We start from the raw sequence: 23962 nt of genomic DNA on the forward strand, positions 1-23962 counted from the left end.
GACGTTCCTGTCAGGAAGGTCTTGCTGTTTACTTTGAGAGATTTCTTCTTTCACAGGCCAGTGGAAGAAAAGAGAATCGGGCCCTTGCGCCTGAAAGTTGCGGAGAAAAAGCATGGCGGGGAATGACCGCGAGCCAATAGGACGTAAGGGAAAACCAACGCGTCCGGCGAAAGAAAAGGTAAGCCGTCGTCGCCTCAGAGATGAGGACTATGACGATGACTATGAAGACGATTATGAGGATGAAGAACCGATGCCGCGTAAAGGGAAAGGCAAAGGGCGTAAGCCTCGGGGCAAGCGCGGCTGGTTCTGGCTGCTGCTGAAGCTGTTCATTGTATTTGTTGTGCTGATGGCGATTTACGGCGTCTATCTGGATCAGAAGATCCGTAGCCGTATCGACGGAAAAGTCTGGCAACTGCCTGCGGCGGTGTATGGCCGCATGGTGAACCTTGAGCCAGATATGTCCATCAGCAAGAACGAGATGGTGAAACTGCTGGAAGCCACCCAGTATCGTCAGGTGTCGAAAATGACGCGTCCTGGCGAATTTACCGTGCAGGCGAAAAGCATTGAGATGATCCGCCGTCCGTTTGATTTCCCGGACAGCAAAGAGGGTCAGGTGCGTGCGCGTCTGACCTTTGACGGCGATCGTCTGGACACCATCGAGAACATGGATAACAACCGTCAGTTCGGTTTCTTCCGTCTCGATCCGCGTCTGATCACCATGCTCTCGTCGGCGAACGGCGAACAACGTCTGTTTGTTGCCCGTAACGGCTTCCCGGACCTGCTGGTTGATACCCTGCTGGCAACCGAAGACCGTCACTTCTATGAGCATGATGGCATCAGCCTTTACTCGATTGGCCGTGCGGTGCTGGCTAACCTGACCGCCGGACGGACGGTGCAGGGGGCGAGTACGCTGACCCAGCAGCTGGTGAAGAACTTGTTCCTCTCCAGTGAACGCTCTTACTGGCGTAAAGCCAACGAAGCGTACATGGCCGTACTGATGGATGCGCGTTACAGCAAGGATCGTATCCTTGAGCTGTACATGAACGAGGTGTACCTCGGTCAGAGCGGGGATAACGAAATCCGCGGCTTCCCGCTGGCAAGTCTGTACTACTTTGGTCGTCCGGTGGAAGAGCTGAGCCTTGACCAGCAGGCGCTGCTGGTGGGCATGGTGAAAGGGGCGTCCATTTATAACCCGTGGCGTAACCCGAAACTGGCGCTGGAACGTCGTAACCTGGTGCTGCGTCTGCTGCAACAACAGCAGGTGATTGACCAGGAGCTGTACGACATGCTGAGCGCGCGACCACTCGGCGTTCAGCCGCGCGGTGGCGTGATCTCGCCTCAGCCTGCGTTTATGCAGCTGGTGCGTCAGGAGCTGCAAAGCAAGCTCGGTGATAAGGTGAAAGATCTCTCCGGCGTGAAGATCTTTACTACCTTCGATTCCGTGGCGCAGGAAGCCGCTGAAAAAGCTGCGGTGGAAGGCATCCCGGCGCTGAAGAAACAGCGTAAGCTGAGCGATCTTGAAACCGCGATGGTGGTGGTTGACCGTAACACCGGCGAAGTTCGCGCCATGGTGGGCGGTGCTGAGCCGCAGTTCGCAGGCTACAACCGTGCAATGCAGGCGCGACGTTCGATTGGTTCACTGGCAAAACCGGCAACCTATCTTACCGCCCTGAGTCAGCCTAACCAGTATCGCCTGAATACCTGGATTGCCGATGCGCCGATTTCCCTGCGCCAGCCTAACGGCCAGGTATGGTCTCCGCAGAACGACGATAAACAGTTCAGCGGCCAGGTCATGCTGGTGGATGCGTTGACCCGCTCGATGAACGTGCCAACGGTGAACCTGGGTATGGCGCTCGGTCTGCCGGCGATTGTCGACACCTGGCAGAAACTGGGTGTGCCGAAAGATCAGCTCCATCCTGTTCCGGCGATGATCCTGGGGGCGCTTAACCTGACGCCGATCGAAGTGGCTCAGGCGTTCCAGACCATTGCCAGCGGGGGTAACCGTGCACCGCTCTCTGCTCTGCGTTCGGTGATTGCCGAGGATGGCTCCGTGCTGTATCAGAGCTTCCCGCAAGCGGAACGTGCCGTGCCAGCGCAGGCAGCCTATATGACGTTGTGGACGATGCAGCAGGTTGTGCAGCGGGGGACCGGACGTCAACTGGGCGCGAAGTATCCGGGCCTGCATCTGGCAGGTAAAACCGGGACCACCAACAACAACGTGGATACCTGGTTCGCCGGTATCGATGGCCGTGAAGTGGTGATCACCTGGGTAGGTCGCGATAACAACCAGCCAACCAAACTGTACGGTGCAAGCGGGGCGATGTCGATTTACCAGCGCTATCTGGCGAATCAGTCTCCGGTACCGCTGAATCTGGTGGCGCCGGAAGATATCGTCGATATGGGCGTGGACGGTTCTGGTAACTTTGTCTGTGGCGGCGGTATGCGTACCTTGCCTGTCTGGACCACCAACCCGGATTCGCTGTGCCAGCAAAGCCAGCCAGAGCAACCGACGGGTAACCCGTTCGAGCAGTCTTCTCAGCCTCAGCAGCAGCCGCAACAACAGCCGCAGCAGCAGAATGAGAAAAAAGACAGCGACGGTGTCGCGGGCTGGATTAAAGATATGTTCGGCGGTAACTAACGCTTCACATCCCCCCGAAAGGGGGGATTTTTTTTACCTGTACTTTCCATTTCCTTAACCCTCGTTTTCATTCTGATTAACCCTTCGTTTTCTCTTGTTTATTTCTTAAACCCTTAATTCTCGTAGGGCCGCTTACTGCTTGCTATGCAGCCAGCGTTTCGCATATTATTCTGCGGTCATAATAATAATTCTCGTTTACGTTATCATTCACTTTTCCATCAGAGATAAACATGGCGCTTTCCAATACTGCTCAGCCAATTCACACGTCGCTGCGAAAAATCGCGGTCGTCGTAGCCACAGCGGTTGCCGGCATGTCTACGTATGCACATGCGGCTGAAACCCAGAAAAAAGAAGAAACCATCCCCGTCACCGCCGCGCCTGCCGCCCAGGAAAGTCCGTGGGGGCCTGCGCCAACGATCGCAGCAAAACGCACGGCAACGGCGACCAAAACCGATACCGCGATTGAAAAGACCCCGCAGTCTATTTCCGTGGTGACGCGTGATGAAATGGAACGCCGCCAGCCAGCGACCGTAAAAGAGGCGCTGGGCTATACGCCGAGCGTGTTTGCGACCCGCGGCAGCTCCACCACCTATGATGTGGTCTCAATTCGTGGTTTTACCGCGCCTTCGACGGTAAACACCAACCAGTATCTCGATGGCATGAAGCTGATGGGGAATAACTACTCCGAAGCTTCCATGGATCCGTACTTCCTTGAGCGCGTAGAAGTGATGCGCGGACCTACGTCTGTGCTCTACGGCAACAGCAATCCCGGCGGTATCGTCAGTATGGTGAGCAAACGCCCACTGACCGAGCCGCTGAAAGAAGTCCAGTTTAAAATGGGGACCAATAACCTGTGGCAAACGGGCTTCGATTTCAGTGATGCAATCGATGAAGATGGCGTGTGGTCGTACCGCCTGACCGGTCTTGGCAGTAGTCAGAACGCACAGCAGGAGATGTCAAAATCAACCCGCTATGCGATTGCGCCCTCCTTTAGCTGGCGTCCGGATGACAAAACCGATTTCACCTTCCTGAGCAATTTCCAGAACGATCCGGAAGCGGGCTACTACGGCTGGTTGCCACGGGAAGGGACCGTGGTGCCATACCGTGACGCAAACGGCAATGAGCATAAGATCCCAACCGATTTCAACGAAGGTGAAGCGGATAATAAGATGGCTCGTCGCCAGCAGTTGATTGGTTACAGCTTCTCGCATCAGTTTGATGACACGTTCACCGTGCGTCAGAATCTGCGTTACGCAAAAGTTCATACGCTCTACCGCTCTGTTTACGGCAATGGCTACGCTGAGCCTGGCAAAATTAACCGCGCTTATGTGCGTTCAGATGAAGATCTGAATATGTTCACCGTGGATACTCAGCTGCAGTCGACATTCGCGACGGGCGCCGTAGACCACACGTTGCTGACGGGCGTTGATTACTCGCGTATGCGTAATGATATCAATGCGCTGTACGGTTCCGCCGACCCTATTGATATCCAGAACCCGGATTACGGCAACGCGAACATCAACACCAACCTGCCATGGTCTAACTACTCCGTCGTTAACCGTAATGAACAGACCGGGCTCTATGCTCAGGATCAGGCGGAGTGGGATAAGTGGGTGCTGACGCTGGGCGGACGCTACGACTACGTGATGGCTTCAACGCTGACGCGCGGTACGGCCGATTCGCTGGCTGAAAACCACGACCAGGCTTTCACCTGGCGCGGGGGAATTAACTATCTCTTTGATAACGGTATTTCACCTTACTTCAGCTACAGCGAGTCGTTTGAGCCGGTATCGGGCGCCGATCGTAACGGCACACCGTTCGACCCTTCCCGCGGTAAGCAGTATGAAACGGGTGTGAAATACGCGCCGAAAGACCTGCCGGTTGTGGTCACCGCGTCGCTGTTCCAGCTGACGAAAGATAAGAACCTGACGGCGGATCCGAACGATCCAACGAATACTCACAGTATCCAGACCGGTGAGATCCGTTCTCGTGGTTTCGAACTGGAAGCGAAGGCAGCGGTTAACGCCAATATTAACGTGACCGCGGCGTATAGCTTTATTGATGCTGAGTACACCCATGACAGCACCTTTGAAGGTAAACGTCCGGCGGAAGTGCCGCGTAATCAGGCGTCATTGTGGGCAGATTACACCTTCACCGACACGGCCTTAAGCGGCCTGACGATTGGTGCCGGTACCCGTTACATCGGTAACACGGTGAGCTACTACTCAAGCGGCGACAAAAAAGATCAGCCGTTTAACGTCGCGAGCTACACCCTTGCCGATGCGATGGTGAAATACGATCTGGCCCGTCTGGGTCTGCCGGGGTCATCTGTGGCGGTGAACGTGAATAACCTGTTCGATCGGGAATATGTCTCCAGCTGCTACAAGGATTATGCATGCTACTGGGGTGCTGAACGTCAGGTTGTCGCCACCGCGACCTTCCGCTTCTAATCTCTCTTCGGGCACGGTTCGCCGTGCCCTTTTTATTTAAGTTGGCCGATATGCAGGATAATCAAACGCAATCCGACACCACCTTCACGCTCAATAATCTCTCCTTTCGCGTGCCCGGACGCACCCTGCTGCATCCGCTCTCTTTGACCTTCCCGGCAGGTAAAGTGACAGGCCTGATTGGTCACAACGGCTCTGGTAAATCAACGCTGCTCAAAATGCTTGGCCGCCATCAGCTGCCGTCAGAAGGCGATATCCTGCTGGACGGTCAGCCGCTGGAGAGCTGGAGCAGTAAAGCCTTTGCCCGCAAAGTGGCGTATCTGCCGCAGCAGTTGCCGCAGGCGGAGGGGATGACCGTGCGTGAACTGGTGGCGATTGGGCGTTATCCGTGGCACGGCGCGCTTGGCCGTTTCGGCGTGGCCGACAGAGAGAAAGTGGAAGAGGCGATTGCGCTGGTGGGGCTAAAACCGCTGGCCCACCGTCTGGTAGACAGCCTGTCAGGAGGGGAACGTCAGCGCGCGTGGATAGCAATGCTGGTGGCCCAGGACAGCCGCTGCCTGCTGCTCGACGAACCGACCTCTGCGCTGGACATTGCCCATCAGGTCGACGTGCTTGCGCTGGTGCATCGTTTAAGCCAGCAGCGCGGTCTGACGGTTATCGCGGTCCTGCATGATATCAACATGGCCGCGCGTTACTGCGATTACCTCGTTGCCCTGCGCGGCGGTGAAATGATCGCCCAGGGGACGCCGTCTGAACTGATGCGCAGTGAAACGCTGGAACACATTTACGGTATTCCAATGGGGATTTTGCCTCACCCTGCCGGGGCAGCACCGGTGAGCTTTGTGTACTGATGCTGGATTCTATGTTGATGAGTCGCCGTCGTCTGCTGACGGCAATGGCGCTTTCACCGCTGCTGTTAAAAATGAATACCGCGCGTGCGGCTGCGGTCGATCCACACCGCATTGTGGCGCTGGAATGGTTGCCGGTAGAGCTGATGATGGCGCTGGGCGTTACGCCCTATGGCGTGGCGGATATTCCCAACTACAGGCTATGGGTGAATGAGCCGAGGCTACCGGACTCGGTAATCGACATCGGCCTGCGCACCGAGCCAAATCTCGAACTGCTCACCCAGATGAAGCCGTCATTCCTGTTCTGGTCTGCAGGTTACGGCCCGTCAGAAGAGACAATGGCACGGATTGCGCCCGGCCGTGGTTTCTCCTTCAGCGACGGTAAAAATCCGCTGGCGATGGCGAAAAACTCCCTCCACGAGATGGCACTGTTCCTTAACCGTGAGGTTGAGGCCAAAAAACATCTCGACGATTTTGATGCCCTGATTAACGCCCTGAAGCCGCGTTTTGCTCACCGGGGCGATCGCCCGCTGCTGATGGTGACGCTGCTGGATGCCCGCCATATGCTGGTCTTTGGGAAAAACTGCCTGTTCCAGGACGTGCTCGACAGTTTTGGTATTCGTAATGCCTGGGAAGGGGAGATGACCTTCTGGGGCAGCACCGCCGTGGGGATTGACCGTCTTGCGGCATTTCGCGATGTGGATGTGTTGTGCTTTGACCACGGCAACGAGCGGGAGATGCAAACCCTGATGGCGACGCCGCTCTGGCAGGCAATGCCGTTTGTGCGTGAAAAACGGTTCCTGCGCGCACCTGCGGTATGGTTCTACGGCGCGACGCTTTCTGCCATGCACTTTGCCCGCGTGCTGGACAACGCGCTGGGAGGCCAGGCATGAGTACGCGTATTGCCCGTTTCCCGGCACTGTTGCTTTGCCTCATTTTCCTGTGCGCGCTGGCATTGACCTGGTTCAATCTGTCGACGGCCTTACCGCGCGACCAGTGGCGTGGGGCGCTGGTGGCGCCAGATATCGATAATATTCAGCAAATGCTGTTCCACTACAGTCTGCTGCCGCGCCTTTCGATTTCGCTGCTGGTCGGGGCGGGATTAGGGCTGGTGGGCGTTTTATTCCAGCAGGTACTGCGTAACCCACTGGCCGAGCCGACGACGCTTGGCGTGGCGACCGGGGCACAGCTTGGGATCACGATTACCACGCTCTGGGCGTTGCCTGGGGCATTGACCTCGCAGTTTGCTGCCCTCGCCGGTGCGTGTGTGGTGGGCGCGCTGGTATTCGGCGTCGCCTGGGGCAAACGTCTCTCCCCCGTCACGCTTATTCTTGCGGGGCTGGTGGTGAGCCTGTACTGCGGCGCGATTAATCAGCTGCTGGTGCTGTTCCATCACGATCAGCTGCAGAGCATGTTCCTCTGGAGCACCGGTACGCTCACCCAGACCGACTGGAGCGTCGTGCAGCGTCTGTGGCCGCAGCTCGTCGGTGGCGTCGTGTTGACGCTGCTGCTCTTGCGCCCGCTGACGTTGATGGGTCTTGACGATGGCGTGGCGCGTAATCTGGGGCTGGCGCTGTCGCTGGCCCGTCTGGGGGCGCTGACGCTGGCGATTGTGCTCAGTGCCCTGCTGGTAAATGCGGTAGGCATCATCGGGTTTATCGGGCTATTTGCGCCGCTGCTGGCAAAAATGCTCGGTGCGCGCCGCCTGCTGGCGCGCCTGATGTTAGCCCCGCTGATTGGCGCGTTGATCCTCTGGCTTTCCGATCAAATCATTCTCTGGCTGGCACGCGTCTGGATGGAAGTGTCTACCGGTTCGATGACGGCGCTTATCGGTGCACCGCTGCTGCTGTGGCTGCTGCCGCGTCTGCGCAGTATCAGCGCGCCAGCGATGGATGCTGGCGATAAGGTCTATGCTGAGCGCCAGTCAGTGCTGGGGTTCAGCCTTGCCGGGCTGGCAGTGCTGATTGTTATCTCATTTGCCGCGCTCGCTTTCGGACGCGATGCGGTGGGCTGGCACTGGGCGTCTGGGGATCTGCTCAACGAACTCATGCAGTGGCGCTGGCCGCGCATTCTCTCGGCGTTAATCGCCGGGGTCATGCTGGCGGTGGCGGGCTGTATTATCCAGCGTCTGACCGGTAATCCGATGGCCAGCCCGGAGGTTCTGGGTATCAGTTCTGGTGCCGCCTTTGGCGTGGTCCTGATGCTGTTCCTGGTGCCGGGAAATGCCTTCGGCTGGTTGATGCCTGCCGGGAGCGTTGGCGCGGCGGTGACGCTGCTGATCATCCTCATTGCCTCCGGGCGTGGCGGGTTTTCCCCTCACCGGATGCTGCTTGCCGGGATGGCGCTCAGCACGGCATTTACCATGCTGCTGATGATGCTGCAGGCGAGTGGCGATCCGCGTATGGCCAAGATCCTGACCTGGATCTCCGGTTCAACGTACAGCGCCACCGGCAGCCAGGTCGTGCATTCCGGGATTGCAATGATCGTATTGCTGGCGATGGTGCCGCTGTGTCGTCGCTGGATGACCATTCTGCCGCTGGGCGGCGAGACCGCGCGTGCGGTGGGGATGGCCCTGGCGCCGTCCCGTATCGGGTTACTGCTGCTGGCCGCATGCCTCACGGCAACGGCCACCATGACCATCGGCCCGCTGAGTTTTGTCGGCTTAATGGCGCCGCACATTGCCAGAATGATGGGCTTTCGTCGCACGATGCCGCACATTGTGATGTCGGCGCTGACGGGGGGCGTAATACTGGTGGTGGCTGACTGGCTGGGGCGGATGGTGCTGTTCCCGTACCAGATACCTGCCGGGTTGCTGTCGACGTTTATCGGTGCGCCGTACTTTATCTATTTGTTGAGAAAGCAAAGCAGGTAGAAGGGCGGTGGGGTATTGCCCTCTCCCGGTGGAGAGGGCAGCAGATCGTTTCTGTCTTACAACTTCGCAAAGACCCTGCGCGCAGCATCGATAGTCTTATTGATATCGTCTTCGCTGTGCGCGACGGACATAAAGCCTGCTTCAAACGCGGATGGTGCCAGGTAGACGCCTTCTTCCAGCATCAGATGGAAGAAGCGCTTGAAGCGTTCAACGTCACACTTCACCACATCCTGATAGCAGGTCACGGTTTTCGCATCGGTGAAGAAAATCCCGAACATCCCACCAACGTGGTTTACCACCAGAGGAATACCGGTTTCTTGCGCGGCCTCCAGCAGGCCGTTGGCCAGTTGAGATGTCAGATCGGTCAGGGTTTCGTGAATACCCGGCTGCGCGACTTCGGTCAGACAGGCGAAACCTGCGGCCATCGCAATCGGGTTGCCGGAAAGGGTACCCGCCTGGTAGACCGGGCCAGTCGGCGCCAGCGCTTCCATCACCTCTTTACGTCCCCCGAATGCACCGACAGGCATGCCGCCGCCGATGATTTTGCCAAGGCACGTCAGGTCCGGCTCTACGCCGTAGTAAGACTGTGCCCCCGCCAGCGCGACGCGGAAGCCGGTCATCACTTCGTCGATGATCAGCAGAGCGCCAAACTCATCGCACAGGGCGCGCAGACCCGGCAGGAACTCCGGCTGCGGAGGAATGCAGTTCATGTTGCCTGCGACAGGTTCAACGATGATGCAGGCAATCTCCTGCGGATACTGCTCGAAGGCTGCCCGAACGGTGTTCAGATCGTTATAGGTGCAGGTCAGGGTATGCTTCGCAAAGTCAGCCGGTACGCCCGGTGAGTTCGGCTGACCGAGGGTCAGCGCGCCGGAGCCGGCTTTTACCAGCAGGCAGTCCGCATGACCGTGGTAGCAGCCTTCAAATTTGATGATCTTGTCGCGGCCGGTAAAGCCACGTGCCAGGCGGATCGCGCTCATGGTGGCCTCGGTACCGGAGTTCACCATACGCACCATGTCCATTGTCGGGACCAGTTCGGTGACCAGTTCCGCCATTTTCACTTCCATCTCGGTTGGCGCGCCGAAGCTCAGGCCGCGCTGGGCGGCTTCGATCACCGCATTGCGGATAGCAGGATGGTTGTGACCCAGCACCATCGGACCCCAGGAGCCGACATAATCGATATAGGCTTTGCCATCGACATCATACAGATACGCGCCGTCAGCACGTTCGATAAACAGCGGCGTACCGCCTACGCCGGTAAAGGCGCGAACAGGCGAATTCACGCCACCTGGGATAAGCTCGCGGGCTGCACTGTAGAGGTTTTCAGACTTGCTCATGGCGTCGTTCCTGGTTCGTATAAAATGATTAAGCACACTATTCTAAGTGATCCTCGGAAGGTAATGAAATTTTTGCCCCCTTTCATGCCCAAACAATTGTTAAGTATTTTTCACGGGATGATATTACGCACTCTGGTAAAATCCCTGCGGTTATTTGTATGACGAAAAGAAACGGTAATGAAAGCAGACACTCATTCTTATACTGAACAGCAGTTCAGACGTGCGCAGCACCGTATCAGCATCCGGCGCTTGCTTAATCGTGATAAAACGCCGCTGGCTATCCTGCTGGCTGCTGCCGTGGTCGGCGCAGTTGCCGGGCTGGTGGGTATCGCCTTCGAAAAAGCGGTTAACGCGATAATGAACTGGCGAATTGGAACCGTGGCGGGTTTTGCCTATAGCGGTGGATGGGTATGGGTGTGGGCCTTTGGCTTATCTGCGCTGTTTGCCATGGTGGGCTATTTCCTGGTCCGTAAATTTGCGCCGGAAGCGGGCGGTTCCGGGATCCCTGAAATAGAAGGCGCGCTGGAAGAGCTGAGGCCGGTTCGCTGGTGGCGCGTCATCCCGGTAAAATTTATCGGTGGCATGGGAACGCTCGGGGCAGGCATGGTGCTCGGGCGCGAAGGGCCAACGGTGCAGCTGGGCGGAAACGTTGGGCGCATGGTCGGCGATCTGTTTCGCATGCGCAGCGCGGAGGCGCGACATACGCTACTGGCAACGGGGGCGGCGGCCGGCCTTTCGGCGGCGTTCAACGCACCGCTGGCGGGGATCCTGTTCATTATTGAAGAGATGCGGGCACAGTTTCGCTACAACCTGATCTCGATAAAAGCGGTATTCACCGGCGTCATTATGTCGAGCATTGTCTTTCGCATTTTTAATGGCGAAGGGGCGGTGATTGAGGTGGGGAAACTGACCAATGCGCCGGTGAATACGCTGTGGCTGTACCTGATCCTCGGCATGATTTTTGGCGTGGTTGGCCCGCTGTTTAACACGCTTATCTTACGCGCCCAGGATATGTTCCAGCGCATTCACGGTGGGAATACCACCCGCTGGGTATTGATCGGCGGACTGCTGGGCGGCGCCTGCGGCGTGCTCGGCTTCATTGAGCCCAATGCCGCAGGCGGTGGCTTCGGGCTGATACCGATTGCCGCGGCGGGTAATTTCAGCATTGGTCTGTTGCTGTTCATGTTTATTTCGCGGGTGATTACCACCGTATTGTGCTTCTCCTCCGGTGCGCCTGGCGGTATTTTTGCCCCGATGCTGGCGCTGGGTACGCTTCTGGGAACCGCGTTTGGCATGGTCGCTGCTGCCGGATTCCCGGCCTATCATCTGGACGCCGGGACCTTTGCTATTGCCGGAATGGGCGCGCTACTGGCGGCGTCCCTGCGCGCGCCGTTGACCGGCATCGTGCTGGTTCTGGAGATGACGGATAATTACCAGCTCATTTTGCCAATGATCATTACCTGTCTCGGCGCGACACTATTAGCCCAATTCCTGGGTGGAAAACCGCTATACTCCACCATTCTTGCCCGTACCCTGGCAAAACAAGAGGCCGAGCGGGCCCCGACGCAGAATACTTGAATGAATTACCAGGGTATTAGATAATGACATAAAGAATTGGGTGAATTTTACCCAATAGCAGTAGCAGTATTCATGGGAGCATAAGATGAGTGATGACGTAGCGTTGCCGCTGGAATTTACCGAAGCAGCAGCCAACAAAGTGAAAACCCTGATTGCCGACGAGGACAATCCGGATCTGAAACTGCGTGTCTATATTACCGGTGGCGGCTGCAGCGGCTTCCAGTATGGTTTTACCTTTGACGATCAGGTCAACGACGGCGATATGACTATCGAGAAGCAGGGCGTTGCGCTGGTGGTTGACCCGATGAGCCTGCAGTACCTGGTGGGTGGTTCGGTGGATTACACTGAAGGCCTGGAAGGTTCGCGCTTCGTTGTGACTAACCCGAACGCGACAAGTACCTGTGGATGTGGCTCTTCGTTCAGCATCTGACAGGGATGCAGTCGTAAGCCCGGTAAGCGTAGCGCCACCGGGCTTATAAACAACGCTTATCGTGCATTATCATCCAGCGCAAATGTCGGCAGCTTCAGATGCCAGCGTATCGCCGCTAACCGTATCCCCAGCGTGACCACCATACCCAGCATGGCTGCATTTTCTAGCGGCATCGCAAAGGTGTAATACGCCGTCGCGTGAACAATCCCACCAATAATACACGCCGTGGCATAGATTTCGGTACGCAGGATCATGGGAACTTCACGCGCCAGAATGTCGCGAATAATCCCGCCGCCGACCCCGGTTAACACGCCCATGCAGATGGCCACCATCGGGCCCGTTCCCGCATTGAAGGCTTTATTGACCCCGATGCCCACAAAGACGGCCAGACCGACGGCATCCAGTACCGGGAGTATCCATTTCGGTAACCGGCGGGGCTGGCGAACCAACACGATGGTCAACAGACAGGTGACCATCGCCACCACCAGATCGGTTGGATCTTTTACCCAAAATACCGGGCCATTCGCCAGGGCCATATCACGTATCGTCCCGCCACCCACGGCGGTGACCACGCCCAGCACCAGCACGCCAAACGGATCCATGCGCAGTTTTCCAGCGAGTAAAACGCCGGAGATAGCAAAAACGGCTGTGCCAAGAATATCCAGCCAATAAACGAGCATCGTTAAATCCTCGAGCGGGGTATGTTGTTAGTGACTCTCTGCCAGCGCGGCACAGAGCTGTTTTGCGGCGAGGATAATACGCGGGCTGGCGCGTTCAAACCAGTCACTGGTGAGGGGGATCACCGGTATTTTTAGCTGACGTTGCCAGAATTGTTCAATTTTAGGAATCTCGCTCGCATTTCCGACCACCACGATGGCCTGTGGCTGGCGTGCGAGCACCTGTTCCCGGCTGACCTGAGGCCACGGCACCCGGCTGGCTGCAAAGATGTTTTCACCGCCGCAGATTTCCAGCACCTGATTCTGAATGGATCCTTTCCCGGTGGTGAACAGCGGCTGGCTGCCAAACTGCAGGAAGATGCGTTTTTTGACGGGGGTATCGTAGCGGGATTTCAGCGCGGCAGAGTCGCTGAGCATCTGTTTCGCGGCATTCTCGGCTTTTGCTGGGGTAGGGCTGTAGGGGGCCAGAGAACGCAGTGCCTGAGCGACCTGCTCAATGCTCACCGCATCAATCCACATCACCTTGATCCCAAGCGAGGAGAGCTGGTTGACCTGCCGCTCGGCGTTACCGCCGCGCCAGGCAAGCACGAGATCGGGTTTAAGCGCCACGATGCGCTCAATGTTCATCCCTTGCCAGGTTGCCACCTGTTCAATATGGGCCGCTTGCGGAGGGTAATCCGAAAAGCTGCTCACGCCGACAGGCGTGATCCCGGCGGCAAAGGCCAGTTCGGTGTTTGCCGGAGAGAGCGTAATCACACGTGGCGCGGCAAATAGCCATGCCGGTGCGAGAAAAAGCAGGGCGACCAGCGCCCTGATGTATGGGTTACCCACGAGCCAGTTTCTGCACCAGCCGCTCCACCATCACGGTGGACTGTTTTGCCGCAACGGTCAGGAACTCGTCGAAGCTGATATGAGACTGCTGGTCAGCCACGTCGGAGATGGCGCGAACCACCACGAACGGAACGTTGAAGTTATGGCAAACGTGAGCAATGGCGGTCGCTTCCATCTCAACGGCAACGGCCTGAGGGAAGTTATGACGAATTTTCGCCAGGCCGACGGAGCCATTGATGAACGCATCACCGCTGACGATCAGGCCGCGTACCGCGTTGAGGTTCAGCTCAGCAATGCAGCTTTCAGCCGCCGCAATCAGTTTGTCATCGGCTTTAAACCCGGCCGGGCAACCCGGAAGCTGACCGTATTCGTAGCCGAATGCGGTAACGTCAGCATCGTGGTAACGCGCTTCATCGGAAACAACGATATCACCGACTTTCAGCGTCGACGCCAGGCCGCCTGCAGAACCGGTGTTAATGATAACGTCCGGCTTGCAGCGTTCGAGCAGCAGGGTCGCGCCCAGCGCAGCAGCAACCTTACCGATGCCTGATTTCAGCAGAGCGACGTCAACGCCATTCAACTGGCCGGTATAGATCTCACAGCCACCGAGGGAGAGAGTCTGACGGTTCTCAATTTTGTCACGCAGCAGCGTAACTTCTTCTTCCATTGCACCAATAATGCCGATTTTCATAGATTTACTCGCGATGTGCCTTGTTAAGATGCATAGTCTATCATGCGGTTAAGAGGAAACGCATTCTCACGCGGGGGAGCACATGTCACCAATCGATTTTCGCACCAAAATTAACTGGCACCGACGTTTCCGTTCGCCGCAGGGCGACAAGAGCGAGCATGAGATCCTGCGTATCTTCGAAAGCGATCGTGGGCGGATCATAAACTCGCCGGCAATCCGTCGGTTACAGCAAAAAACCCAGGTGTTTCCGCTTGAACGTAACGCTGCGGTGCGCACGCGCTTAACGCATTCTATGGAAGTTCAGCAGGTTGGCCGCTACATTGCCAAAGAGATTTTAAGCCGTCTCAAAGAGCAGCAGCTTCTCGAAACCTATGGGCTGAATGAGCTGACCGGGCCGTTTGAGAGCATCGTTGAGATGGCCTGCCTGATGCATGACATCGGTAACCCGCCCTTTGGTCATTTTGGCGAAGCCGCCATAAATGACTGGTTTAAACAGCGGCTTTATCCTGCTGATGCGGTAAGCCAGCCTCTGAGCGATGATCGCTGCCTGGTGCGGGATTTACGCCTGCGCGAAGGTGAAGACGCGCTGAACGACCTGCGGCGTAAAGTCCGTCACGACCTCTGTCACTTCGAAGGCAATGCGCAGGGGATCCGGCTGGTCCACTCCCTGATGCGTATGAACCTGACCTGGGCACAGGTGGGGTGCATCCTGAAATATACGCGACCGGCATGGTGGATGGGCGAGACGCCCGCGTCGCACAGTTATTTGATGAAAAAGCCGGGCTATTATCTTTCCGAAGAAGCCTATATTGAGCGCCTGCGTAAAGAACTTTCTCTGACACCAAACGGCCGCTTCCCCTTAACCTGGATTATGGAAGCTGCCGACGACATTTCATATTGTGTTGCCGACCTGGAAGACGCCGTTGAGAAAAGAATATTCAGCGTCGAAGAACTTTATCAGCATCTTTATGAGGCCTGGGGAACGCATGAAAAAGGCTCGCTGTTTGCTCAGGTTGTCGAAAATGCCTGGGAGAAATCGCGTTCAAATACATTAAGCCGCAGCACGGAAGATCAGTTCTTTATGTATTTACGGGTCAATACATTAAATAAACTGGTGCCGTATGCCGCCTCGCGCTTTATTGACAACCTGCCGTTAATTTATAGCGGCGAATTCAACCATGCGTTGCTGGAAGATGACAGCAGCTTTAGCCAGCTTCTTGAGCTCTATAAAAATGTGGCCGTGCGTCATGTTTTCAGCCATCCGGATGTCGAACAACTTGAGCTGCAGGGATACAGGGTTATCAGTGGGTTACTCGAAATCTATCGGCCTCTGCTGCAATTATCCGTCGACGAGTTCAGCGAGCTGGTGGAAAAAGAGCGCGTGCGGCGAATACCGATTGAATCCCGGCTTTATCAGAAACTTTCAACCCGCCACCGTCTGGCTTATGTCGAAGCCATCGGCAAGCTGGATCGGCAGTCGCCCCAGTGGCCGGTGCTGGAATATTATTATCGCTGCCGTCTTATCCAGGACTATATCAGCGGGATGACAGATTTGTATGCCTGGGATGAATACCGCAAGCTCATGGCGGTGGAATAAGCACGGAGTTTTGTAAAGACGGCCAATAAATTTTTACCTTTTCCATAAACTTATGGCCGGAACTAAGCGGTATAAAATGAATCTGAGTTACACAGCAATTTTGCGTTATCTGTAAATCGAGATTAAGACACATGAAAAAAACCACATTAGCAATGAGTGCACTGGCTCTGAGTTTAGGTTTAGCGCTGTCTCCTCTGACTGCTACTGCAGCTGAGACCGCATCGTCGGCAGCGACCGCGCAACAGATGCCAAGCCTGGCACCGATGCTCGAAAAAGTGATGCCATCGGTGGTGAGTATTAACGTTGAGGGCAGCACAACCGTCAATACGCCGCGTATGCCGCGTAACTTCCAGCAGTTTTTTGGTGATAACTCACCTTTCTGCCAGGACGGTTCGCCATTCCAGAGCTCCCCGTTCTGTCAGGGCGGTGGTGCAGGGGATGACACCCAGGGGGGTGGCCAGCAGCAGAAATTCATGGCGCTTGGCTCGGGTGTGATTATCGATGCGGCGAAAGGCTACGTCGTGACCAACAACCACGTTGTTGATAACGCCAACAGCATTAAGGTTCAGCTGAGCGACGGGCGTAAATTTGATGCCAAAGTGGTCGGGAAAGACCCGCGCTCCGATATCGCGCTGATCCAGATTCAGGATCCGAAAAACCTGACGGCGATTAAAATTGCCGACTCCGATGCGCTGCGTGTCGGTGATTATACCGTCGCTATCGGTAACCCGTTCGGTCTGGGTGAAACCGTAACCTCGGGGATTGTTTCCGCGCTGGGTCGTAGCGGCCTCAACGCTGAAAACTATGAAAACTTCATCCAGACGGATGCCGCCATCAACCGGGGTAACTCCGGCGGCGCGCTGGTGAACCTGAACGGTGAGCTGATTGGTATCAACACCGCGATCCTTGCACCAGACGGCGGCAATATCGGGATCGGCTTTGCTATCCCAAGTAACATGGTGAAAAACCTGACCGCGCAGATGGTGCAGTATGGCCAGGTGAAACGCGGTGAACTGGGGATTCTGGGTACCGAACTGAATTCCGAACTGGCTAAGGCGATGAAAGTTGACGCCCAGCGCGGCGCATTTGTCAGCCAGGTGATGCCGAACTCCTCCGCGGCGAAAGCGGGCATTAAAGCGGGTGATGTCATCACCTCCCTGAACGGGAAACCGATCAGCAGCTTTGCCGCGCTGCGTGCTGAAGTGGGCTCCATGCCGATTGGCAGCAAAGTCACCCTCGGCCTGCTGCGTGACGGTAAACCGGTTAACGTGAGCCTGGAACTGCAGCAGAGCAGCCAGAATCAGGTTGATTCCAGCACCATCTTCAGCGGCATTGAAGGCGCCGAGATGAGCAATAAAGGTCAGGACAAAGGCGTTGTGGTAAACAACGTTAAAGCGAACAGCCCGGCTGCGCGCATTGGCCTGAAAAAAGGTGATGTGATCATGGGTGCGAACCAGCAGCCAGTGAAAAACATTGCTGAACTGCGCAAAATTCTGGACAGCAAACCTTCCGTGCTGGCGTTGAATATTCAGCGTGGTGATACCTCAATTTACCTGCTGATGCAGTAATCCTCTCAGGCCCCTGTTTCAGATGAGCAGGGGCTTTTCACCTTTCTGTGACCTTTTCCACAACTCCATACTTCTCCCTTTCACTTTGTGCATTCGCACAATGCAGCGGTAGCTGAACTTCCCTATGCTTGAGCTCTGCTCACAGGAGGGTTACATGGCTGGCTGGCATCTCGATACCAAAATGGCGCAGGATATTGTGGCACGCACCATGCGCATCATTGATACCAATATCAACGTAATGGATGCCCGTGGGCGCATTATTGGCAGTGGCGATCGTGAGCGTATTGGGGAATTGCACGAAGGGGCGCTGCTGGTGCTCTCCCAGGGGCGGGTGGTGGACATCGACGATGCGGTGGCGAAACACCTGCACGGTGTCCGTCAGGGCATCAATTTACCGCTGCGTCTTGAGGGGGAAATTGTTGGCGTTATCGGCCTGACCGGCGAGCCGGAGTCGCTGCGAAAATATGGCGAACTGGTCTGTATGACGGCGGAGATGATGCTTGAGCAGTCGCGCCTGATGCATCTGCTCGCCCAGGACAGCCGTCTGCGTGAAGAGCTGGTGATGAATCTGATTCAGGCGGATGAGCATACCCCTGCACTCAATGAATGGGCGCAGCGCCTGGGAATCGATCTGAATCAGCCGCGCGTCGTGGCGGTAATTGAGGTGGACAGCGGCCAGCTTGGCGTTGACAGTGCGATGGCTGAGCTGCAGCAGCTGCAAAATGCGCTGGCGACGCCGGAACGCGATAACCTGGTGGCGATTGTCTCTCTGACGGAAATGGTGGTGCTCAAGCCCGCGCTGAACGCGTTCGGGCGCTGGGATGCAGAAGATCATCGTCGTCGCGTGGAGCAGTTGATTGCCCGCATGAAGGAGAATGGACAGCTTCGTTTTCGCGTCGCGCTGGGCAATTACTTCACCGGTCCGGGCAGTATTGCCCGCTCCTGGCGTACTGCCCGCACCACCATGATGGTGGGTAAGCAGCGGATGCCGGAAAGCCGCAGTTATTTCTACCAGGATCTGATGCTGCCGGTGCTGCTCGACAGCCTGCGCGGTGGCTGGCAGGCCAATGAGCTGGCACGTCCGTTAGCGCGCCTCAAGGCGATGGACAACAACGGTCTGCTGCGTCGGACGCTGCAGGCGTGGTTCCGTCATAACGTACAGCCGCTGGCAACGTCGAAAGCGTTGTTTATACATCGCAATACGCTGGAATATCGACTGAACCGGATTTCGGAGCTGACAGGGCTGGATCTGGGGAGCTTTGACGACAGGCTGCTGCTTTATGTAGCGTTACAGCTCGATGAGCAGAGATGAGTGGAATACGGCCTGATGCCCTTACGCCATCCCTTTCCACGGGAGAGGGCGCAAACACTAAAACGGCAATCAAAGATTGCCGTTTTGCGTTTATTTCCGGGTAAGCTTTTCAAGATCCGCTTCGATTTCGCTAATCTTGTTGGTGACAACGCTTTCAAGGTGACGCAGATCGTCGAGGATCTTACGTTTGAGATCGACTTCAGTGCGGTCGCGCTGACAGATCTGATCGAGTTCATCGATCACATAGCGCAGATTAGGGCTGATTTCCTGAACTTCTTTGTATCCCTGTCCTACACCGTCAGCGACGACGGTCTTACGCTGGCGTGGATATTTAAACTTCACGCTCTTGGCGAAAAACTCTCCTTTGTCCTTGTGAAAATAGATTTTCAGAATGTCGTTATTAGCTTCCTGGCGAAGGCTGTAACGATCAATTTCATCAGGATTGGTAATGCCCAGACTTTTCAGATTATCGTACATAGCGGTACCCTTGATCTCAACATAACCTTTGAATAATTAACGAAAAAATCTATTTTCGCCACCCTCAGATATGAAAAAAGCGGGGTGGCCCCCGCTTTTTGTTATATCCGATTAATCGATGGTGCGCAGCAACTCATTGATGCCCACCTTACCGCGGGTTTTCGCATCAACTTTCTTCACGATAACCGCACAGTACAGGCTGTACTTGCCATCTTTTGACGGCAGGTTGCCGGAGACCACAACGGAACCGGCCGGCACGCGACCGTAGTGAATTTCACCGGTCTCACGATCGTAAATACGGGTACTCTGACCGATGTAAACGCCCATCGAGATAACGGAGCCTTCCTCAACGATCACGCCTTCCACCACTTCAGAGCGCGCGCCGATGAAGCAGTTATCTTCGATGATGGTTGGGTTAGCCTGCAGTGGCTCCAGTACACCACCGATACCCACGCCGCCGGACAGGTGAACGTTTTTACCGATCTGCGCGCAGGAGCCGACGGTTGCCCAGGTATCCACCATGGAGCCTTCGTCTACGTAAGCACCGATGTTAACGTAGGAGGGCATCAGCACGGTGTTACGCGCGATGAACGCACCCTGACGTACGGCCGCTGGCGGTACTACGCGGAAGCCTTCTTTCTGGAAGCGAGCTTCGTCGTAGTCAGCGAATTTCATAGGGACTTTATCGAAGTAGCGGCTTTCTGCTCCGTCGATAACCTGGTTATCATTGATACGGAAAGAGAGCAGCACGGCTTTCTTCAGCCATTGATGAGTTACCCACTGACCGTCGATTTTTTCTGCTACACGTAGCGCGCCGGAATCGAGCAGAGAAATAACCTGATTAACCGCTTCACGGGTAACGGTATCCACATTTGCCGGAGTAATCTCGGCGCGACGCTCAAAAGCGGACTCAATAACGTTCTGTAACTGCTGCATTGTTTACTCTTTCCATTTCACTAAAAAACACGTCACCCTTTATCGTTTGGATTGAGGGCTGCTGTCAACCGTTGTTGCACTTCAAGTTGCAGGTCATTATTAAGGGCACGTCGGTCGGCGGTGGCGATTATAAATAAATCTTCTACTCGTTCGCCAATGGTTGTAATTCTGGCGCCGTGAAGCGAAATTCCCAGATCGGCAAAAACCTGGCCGACGCGGGCGAGCAGCCCTGGCTGGTCGAGCGCGATCAGCTCCAGGAACGATTTACGATCGGTGTGGGTCGGCAGGAAATTGACCTCGGTATCGACGGTAAAGTGGCGTAATTTCGACGGCTGACGACGCGGCTGCGGTGGCTGCCAGCTGCGCTGGGTGATCGCCTGTTCCAGGCCAAAACGTATCCCTTCATGGCGGTCCGACGACAGCGGGCTTCCGTCTGGCTCCAGTACAATAAAGGTGTCCATCGCCATGCCGTCCCGGGTGGTGAAAATCTGCGCGTCGTGAACGCTCAGGTTACGCCTGTCCAGTTCGGCACAAACCGCAGCAAACAGATAAGGCCGATCGGGGCTCCAGATAAAGATCTCTGTACCGCCACGCGTGGCCTGCGGACTGAGGAGGATCATCGGCTGCGACAAATCATGCTGAAGCAGATGTCGCGCATGCCAGGCAAGCTGGTTTGGGCTGTGGCGGACAAAATAGTTGGCACGACAGCGCGCCCAAATCTGATGCAGCGCCTCTTCATCAATGTTATCCATCCGCAACAGCGCCAGCGCCTGCAGCTGATGATGGCGTACACGCTCGCGCATGTCCGGGGTGTTTTGCATCCCGCGGCGCAGCTGTTTTTCGGTGGCAAAGTACAACTCGCGCAACAGGCTTTGCTTCCAGCTGTTCCACAGCGTTTCGTTGGTGGCACAAATATCGGCTACCGTCAGGCAGACCAGATAGCGCAGGCGGTTTTCCGTCTGAACCTCTTCTGCAAACTGCTTGATGACCTCCGGATCCTGAATGTCACGACGCTGCGCGGTGACGGACATCAGCAGGTGGTGGCGTACCAGCCAGGCAACCAGTTGCGTCTCACGAGAGTTCAGTCCATGCAGTTCGGCAAATTTCAGCACGTCCTGCGCGCCGAGCACCGAGTGGTCACCGCCGCGACCTTTGGCGATGTCGTGGAACAGGGCGGCAATCAGGATCAGTTCCGGGTGGGTAAGACGTGGCCACAGTTCGACGCACAGTGGGTGACGTGAGCGTGTCTCTTCTCTGGCAAAGCTCTCCAGCTTGAGCATGACGCGGATCGTGTGTTCATCCACCGTATAGGCGTGGAACAGATCGAACTGCATCTGCCCGACGATATGTGACCACTGTGGCATATAGGCCCACAGCACGCTGTGGCGATGCATCGGCAGAAGCCCTCGGCTGACGGCACCCGGATGGCGCAACATACTGAGAAAAAGGGATCGGGCTTCCGGGATATAGCACAGTGGCTGCGTCAGATGACGGCGCGCATGGCGCAGATGACGCAGCGTTGTGGAGTAGATCCCGGTAATCGTGCTGTTGCGAACCATGGTGTAGAACATCCGCAGGATCGCTTCCGGCTCACGGATAAACAGCGTTTCGTCGCGCAGATCGATAAGCGTGCCGCGCAGCTGGAATTCATCATCGATCGGCCGCGGTTTTTCGTCCTCCGTCAGGGCCAGGATCGCTTCGTCGAACAGCTGCAGCAGCATCTGGTTCAGTTCAGTGACGCGACGGGTAACGCGGAAGAAATCCTTCATCATGTGCTCAACCGGCTCGTTACCTTCACCGCGGTAGTTGAGGCGCTGCGCCACGCTGAGCTGACGGTCAAACAGCAGACGGTTATCGTAGCGGCTAAGCTCGAGATGCAGGGCAAAACGGATCCGCCAGAGCAGGTGTAGACACTCATTCAGCTCGTTTCGCTCAGCCTCGGTTAAAAAGCCGAAGCCAACCATCTCGTCCATTGAGGTGGCGCCAAAGTGGCGGCGGGCCACCCACTGCAGCGTGTGAATGTCGCGCAGTCCGCCCGGACTGCTTTTTATATCCGGCTCCAGGTTATAGCTGGTGCCGTGGTAGCGCTGGTGACGCTGATTCTGCTCCTCGACCTTCGCGGCGAAGAATTTTTCTGAAGGCCAGAAGCCGTCGCTGAAAATGTGTTTTTGCAGCTCCAGGAACAACGCAACGTCGCCAATCAACAGGCGGGTTTCAATCAGGTTGGTGGCGACGGTCAGGTCAGATAATCCTTCGAGCAGGCACTCTTCCAGCGTGCGCACGCTGTGGCCCACTTCAAGCTTTACATCCCACAGCAGCGTCAGCAGTTCACCAATTTTCTGCGCCTGTTCATCCGGCAGTTTTTTGCGGCTTAAAATCAGTAAGTCGATATCGGAAAGCGGATGAAGCTCACCGCGGCCATAGCCCCCGACGGCGACCAGTGCCACGTCACTGATCTGCCCAAACCCGTAATCAATCCACAGACGCTGCAGGAGCTGGTCGATAAACTCGGTGCGAGCTTCAATGAGCTGCTCCGCGGAGATACCGGCATCAAATGCGCTTCCGAGCCAGCGCTGGAAGACATCCATATGCGCCTTGATACCGGCGCAGGTGAGATCCTGCTGGGGCCAGACGCCCGGGTTATCGGGCTGGTCGGGTAGGGTGGGAAGTGCTGTGTTAGCATACTGTTCGGGTAAAAGATTACTCATCGTGCGCCACCCATAAGAAAAAGCTATAGCCATTAAAAAAGCCGGCATCTGCCGGCTTTTTTATCATTCATCGTGCGTGAGTATCGCCGGGATGGTGTCATCCTTGCGCAACGTCATAATTTCGCAGCCGTTGTCTGTTACCACAATAGTATGCTCGTACTGTGCAGACAAGCTTCTGTCTTTGGTTTTCACCGTCCAGCCATCTTTCATGGTGCGGATGCGGTAATCACCGGCGTTGACCATCGGCTCGATGGTGAACGTCATGCCTTTTTGCAGTACTACGCCGCCGTCATCCGCATCATAGTGCAGAACCTGTGGCTCTTCGTGGAAGACACGGCCAATGCCGTGGCCGCAGTATTCACGCACAACTGAGAAACCTTCCGCTTCAACGAATTTCTGGATAGCGGCCCCAATGGTGCGCAGGCGAATGCCGGGTTTAACCATTTTCAGCGCCAGGTAGAGGCTTTCTTGCGTCACTTTGCACAGACGCTCGCCCAGAATCGTCGGCTTGCCCACGATGAACATCTTAGAGGTGTCACCATGGTAGTCATCTTTAATGACCGTCACGTCGATGTTGACGATGTCGCCATCTTTGAGCAGTTTTTCGTTGTCCGGAATACCGTGACAAACCACTTCGTTAATCGAAATGCAGACGGATTTCGGGAAACCATGGTAGCCAAGGCAGGCGGAGACCGCGTGCTGCTCATTGACGATATAGTCGTTACAAATGCGGTCCAGTTCACCCGTGCTCACGCCCGGCTTCACGTACGGCTCGATCATTTCCAGCACGTCTGCGGCCAGACGACCGGCGACGCGCATCTTTGCAATTTCTTCAGGTGTCTTAATAGAGATAGCCATGTAATCTGTCCATCAGTGTCGATTTTTTCGACAATACTAGTCTAAGTGTCGTTAATGGTATCAGTCAGGCGCACCCCGTGCCAAATTGAGAATCATTAACAGCACACTCGGCCAACAACTGTTGGTTTCTGGTCGTGTTTTGTGGTATAAAGCGCGC

General features: G+C 56.0%; 18 protein-coding genes. 10 read left to right on the forward strand and 8 right to left on the reverse strand.

What is annotated here, in order from left to right; all coding sequences use genetic code 11:
- The first annotated feature begins 112 nt into the window (after window positions 1–112).
- The 5 genes from mrcB (at window position 113) to fhuB (ending at window position 8805) form a co-directional block, all read left to right on the forward strand.
- On the forward strand, window positions 113–2638 hold the full coding sequence (mrcB, locus tag BJP35_RS08600) for a bifunctional glycosyl transferase/transpeptidase (protein WP_025205202.1): 2526 nt from the start codon (window positions 113–115) through the stop codon (window positions 2636–2638).
- Between the two features lie 230 nt (window positions 2639–2868).
- Window positions 2869–5088 carry a ferrichrome porin FhuA gene (gene fhuA / locus BJP35_RS08605; protein WP_086463033.1) on the forward strand — a complete coding sequence of 740 codons (2220 nt, stop codon included), beginning with the start codon at window positions 2869–2871 and terminating at the stop codon, window positions 5086–5088.
- Window positions 5089–5138: 50 nt separating this feature from the next.
- A complete protein-coding gene (gene fhuC / locus BJP35_RS08610; RefSeq protein WP_041162431.1) occupies window positions 5139–5936 on the forward strand; it encodes a Fe3+-hydroxamate ABC transporter ATP-binding protein FhuC in 798 nt (265 codons plus the stop codon).
- A complete protein-coding gene (fhuD, locus tag BJP35_RS08615) occupies window positions 5936–6826 on the forward strand; it encodes a Fe(3+)-hydroxamate ABC transporter substrate-binding protein FhuD (RefSeq protein ID WP_014168686.1) in 891 nt (296 codons plus the stop codon). Before fhuC ends, fhuD begins: the two co-directional genes overlap by 1 nt.
- Entirely contained in the window at window positions 6823–8805 is a 1983-nt protein-coding gene (gene fhuB, locus BJP35_RS08620) for a Fe(3+)-hydroxamate ABC transporter permease FhuB (RefSeq protein WP_032679635.1), read from the forward strand. The genes fhuD and fhuB overlap by 4 nt, the downstream gene beginning before the upstream one ends.
- Before the next feature lie 56 nt (window positions 8806–8861).
- On the opposite strand, the gene hemL is transcribed toward fhuB, so the two are convergent.
- A complete protein-coding gene (hemL, locus tag BJP35_RS08625) occupies window positions 8862–10142 on the reverse strand; it encodes a glutamate-1-semialdehyde 2,1-aminomutase (protein ID WP_040018655.1) in 1281 nt (426 codons plus the stop codon).
- 177 nt (window positions 10143–10319) lie between these two features.
- Between hemL and clcA the strand changes: the two genes are divergently transcribed.
- Entirely contained in the window at window positions 10320–11720 is a 1401-nt protein-coding gene (clcA, locus tag BJP35_RS08630; RefSeq protein ID WP_025205197.1) for a H(+)/Cl(-) exchange transporter ClcA, read from the forward strand.
- 85 nt (window positions 11721–11805) lie between these two features.
- Window positions 11806–12150, forward strand: a complete 345-nt coding sequence (gene erpA, locus BJP35_RS08635) for an iron-sulfur cluster insertion protein ErpA (RefSeq protein WP_013095643.1) — start codon at window positions 11806–11808, stop codon at window positions 12148–12150.
- Window positions 12151–12206: 56 nt separating this feature from the next.
- Here erpA and BJP35_RS08640 read toward each other — a convergent pair whose 3' ends face one another.
- Genes BJP35_RS08640 through mtnN form a run of 3 tightly spaced genes read right to left on the reverse strand, consistent with a single transcriptional unit; the run spans window position 12207 to window position 14349 of the window.
- On the reverse strand, window positions 12207–12830 hold the full coding sequence (locus BJP35_RS08640) for a TRIC cation channel family protein (RefSeq protein WP_014168690.1): 624 nt from the start codon (window positions 12828–12830) through the stop codon (window positions 12207–12209).
- 27 nt (window positions 12831–12857) lie between these two features.
- Window positions 12858–13658, reverse strand: coding sequence for a vitamin B12 ABC transporter substrate-binding protein BtuF (gene btuF / locus BJP35_RS08645; protein WP_032681632.1), 801 nt, complete (start codon window positions 13656–13658; stop codon window positions 12858–12860).
- Window positions 13651–14349, reverse strand: coding sequence for a 5'-methylthioadenosine/S-adenosylhomocysteine nucleosidase (gene mtnN / locus BJP35_RS08650; protein WP_014168692.1), 699 nt, complete (start codon window positions 14347–14349; stop codon window positions 13651–13653). Before mtnN ends, btuF begins: the two co-directional genes overlap by 8 nt.
- 82 nt (window positions 14350–14431) lie before the next feature.
- Here mtnN and dgt point away from each other — a divergent pair, with 82 nt between their 5' ends.
- From dgt to cdaR, 3 genes are all read left to right on the forward strand, one after another.
- The gene (gene dgt / locus BJP35_RS08655) at window positions 14432–15946 is read left to right on the forward strand and encodes a dGTPase (RefSeq protein ID WP_032679637.1); all 1515 of its coding nucleotides are present in this window, start codon (window positions 14432–14434) and stop codon (window positions 15944–15946) included.
- Between the two features lie 131 nt (window positions 15947–16077).
- The gene (gene degP / locus BJP35_RS08660; RefSeq protein ID WP_032679638.1) at window positions 16078–17514 is read left to right on the forward strand and encodes a serine endoprotease DegP; all 1437 of its coding nucleotides are present in this window, start codon (window positions 16078–16080) and stop codon (window positions 17512–17514) included.
- Window positions 17515–17668: 154 nt separating this feature from the next.
- Window positions 17669–18826 (forward strand): DNA-binding transcriptional regulator CdaR, encoded by a 1158-nt coding sequence (gene cdaR / locus BJP35_RS08665; protein ID WP_020882613.1) that lies wholly within the window; start codon window positions 17669–17671, stop codon window positions 18824–18826.
- A 90-nt stretch (window positions 18827–18916) separates the two neighbouring features.
- On the opposite strand, the gene BJP35_RS08670 is transcribed toward cdaR, so the two are convergent.
- The 4 genes from BJP35_RS08670 to map form a co-directional block, all read right to left on the reverse strand.
- Window positions 18917–19303, reverse strand: a complete 387-nt coding sequence (locus tag BJP35_RS08670) for a DUF3461 family protein (RefSeq protein ID WP_014168696.1) — start codon at window positions 19301–19303, stop codon at window positions 18917–18919.
- A gap of 111 nt (window positions 19304–19414) precedes the next feature.
- A complete protein-coding gene (dapD, locus tag BJP35_RS08675) occupies window positions 19415–20239 on the reverse strand; it encodes a 2,3,4,5-tetrahydropyridine-2,6-dicarboxylate N-succinyltransferase (protein ID WP_020882614.1) in 825 nt (274 codons plus the stop codon).
- A 32-nt stretch (window positions 20240–20271) separates the two neighbouring features.
- Window positions 20272–22947, reverse strand: a complete 2676-nt coding sequence (gene glnD, locus BJP35_RS08680; RefSeq protein ID WP_047743456.1) for a bifunctional uridylyltransferase/uridylyl-removing protein GlnD — start codon at window positions 22945–22947, stop codon at window positions 20272–20274.
- Window positions 22948–23010: 63 nt separating this feature from the next.
- Window positions 23011–23805, reverse strand: coding sequence for a type I methionyl aminopeptidase (gene map / locus BJP35_RS08685; RefSeq protein WP_020882616.1), 795 nt, complete (start codon window positions 23803–23805; stop codon window positions 23011–23013).
- Window positions 23806–23962 lie beyond the last annotated feature (157 nt).

Origin of the sequence: Enterobacter sp. J49 (genome assembly GCF_002148625.1) — a bacterium.
GTDB lineage: Bacteria > Pseudomonadota > Gammaproteobacteria > Enterobacterales > Enterobacteriaceae > Enterobacter > Enterobacter ludwigii.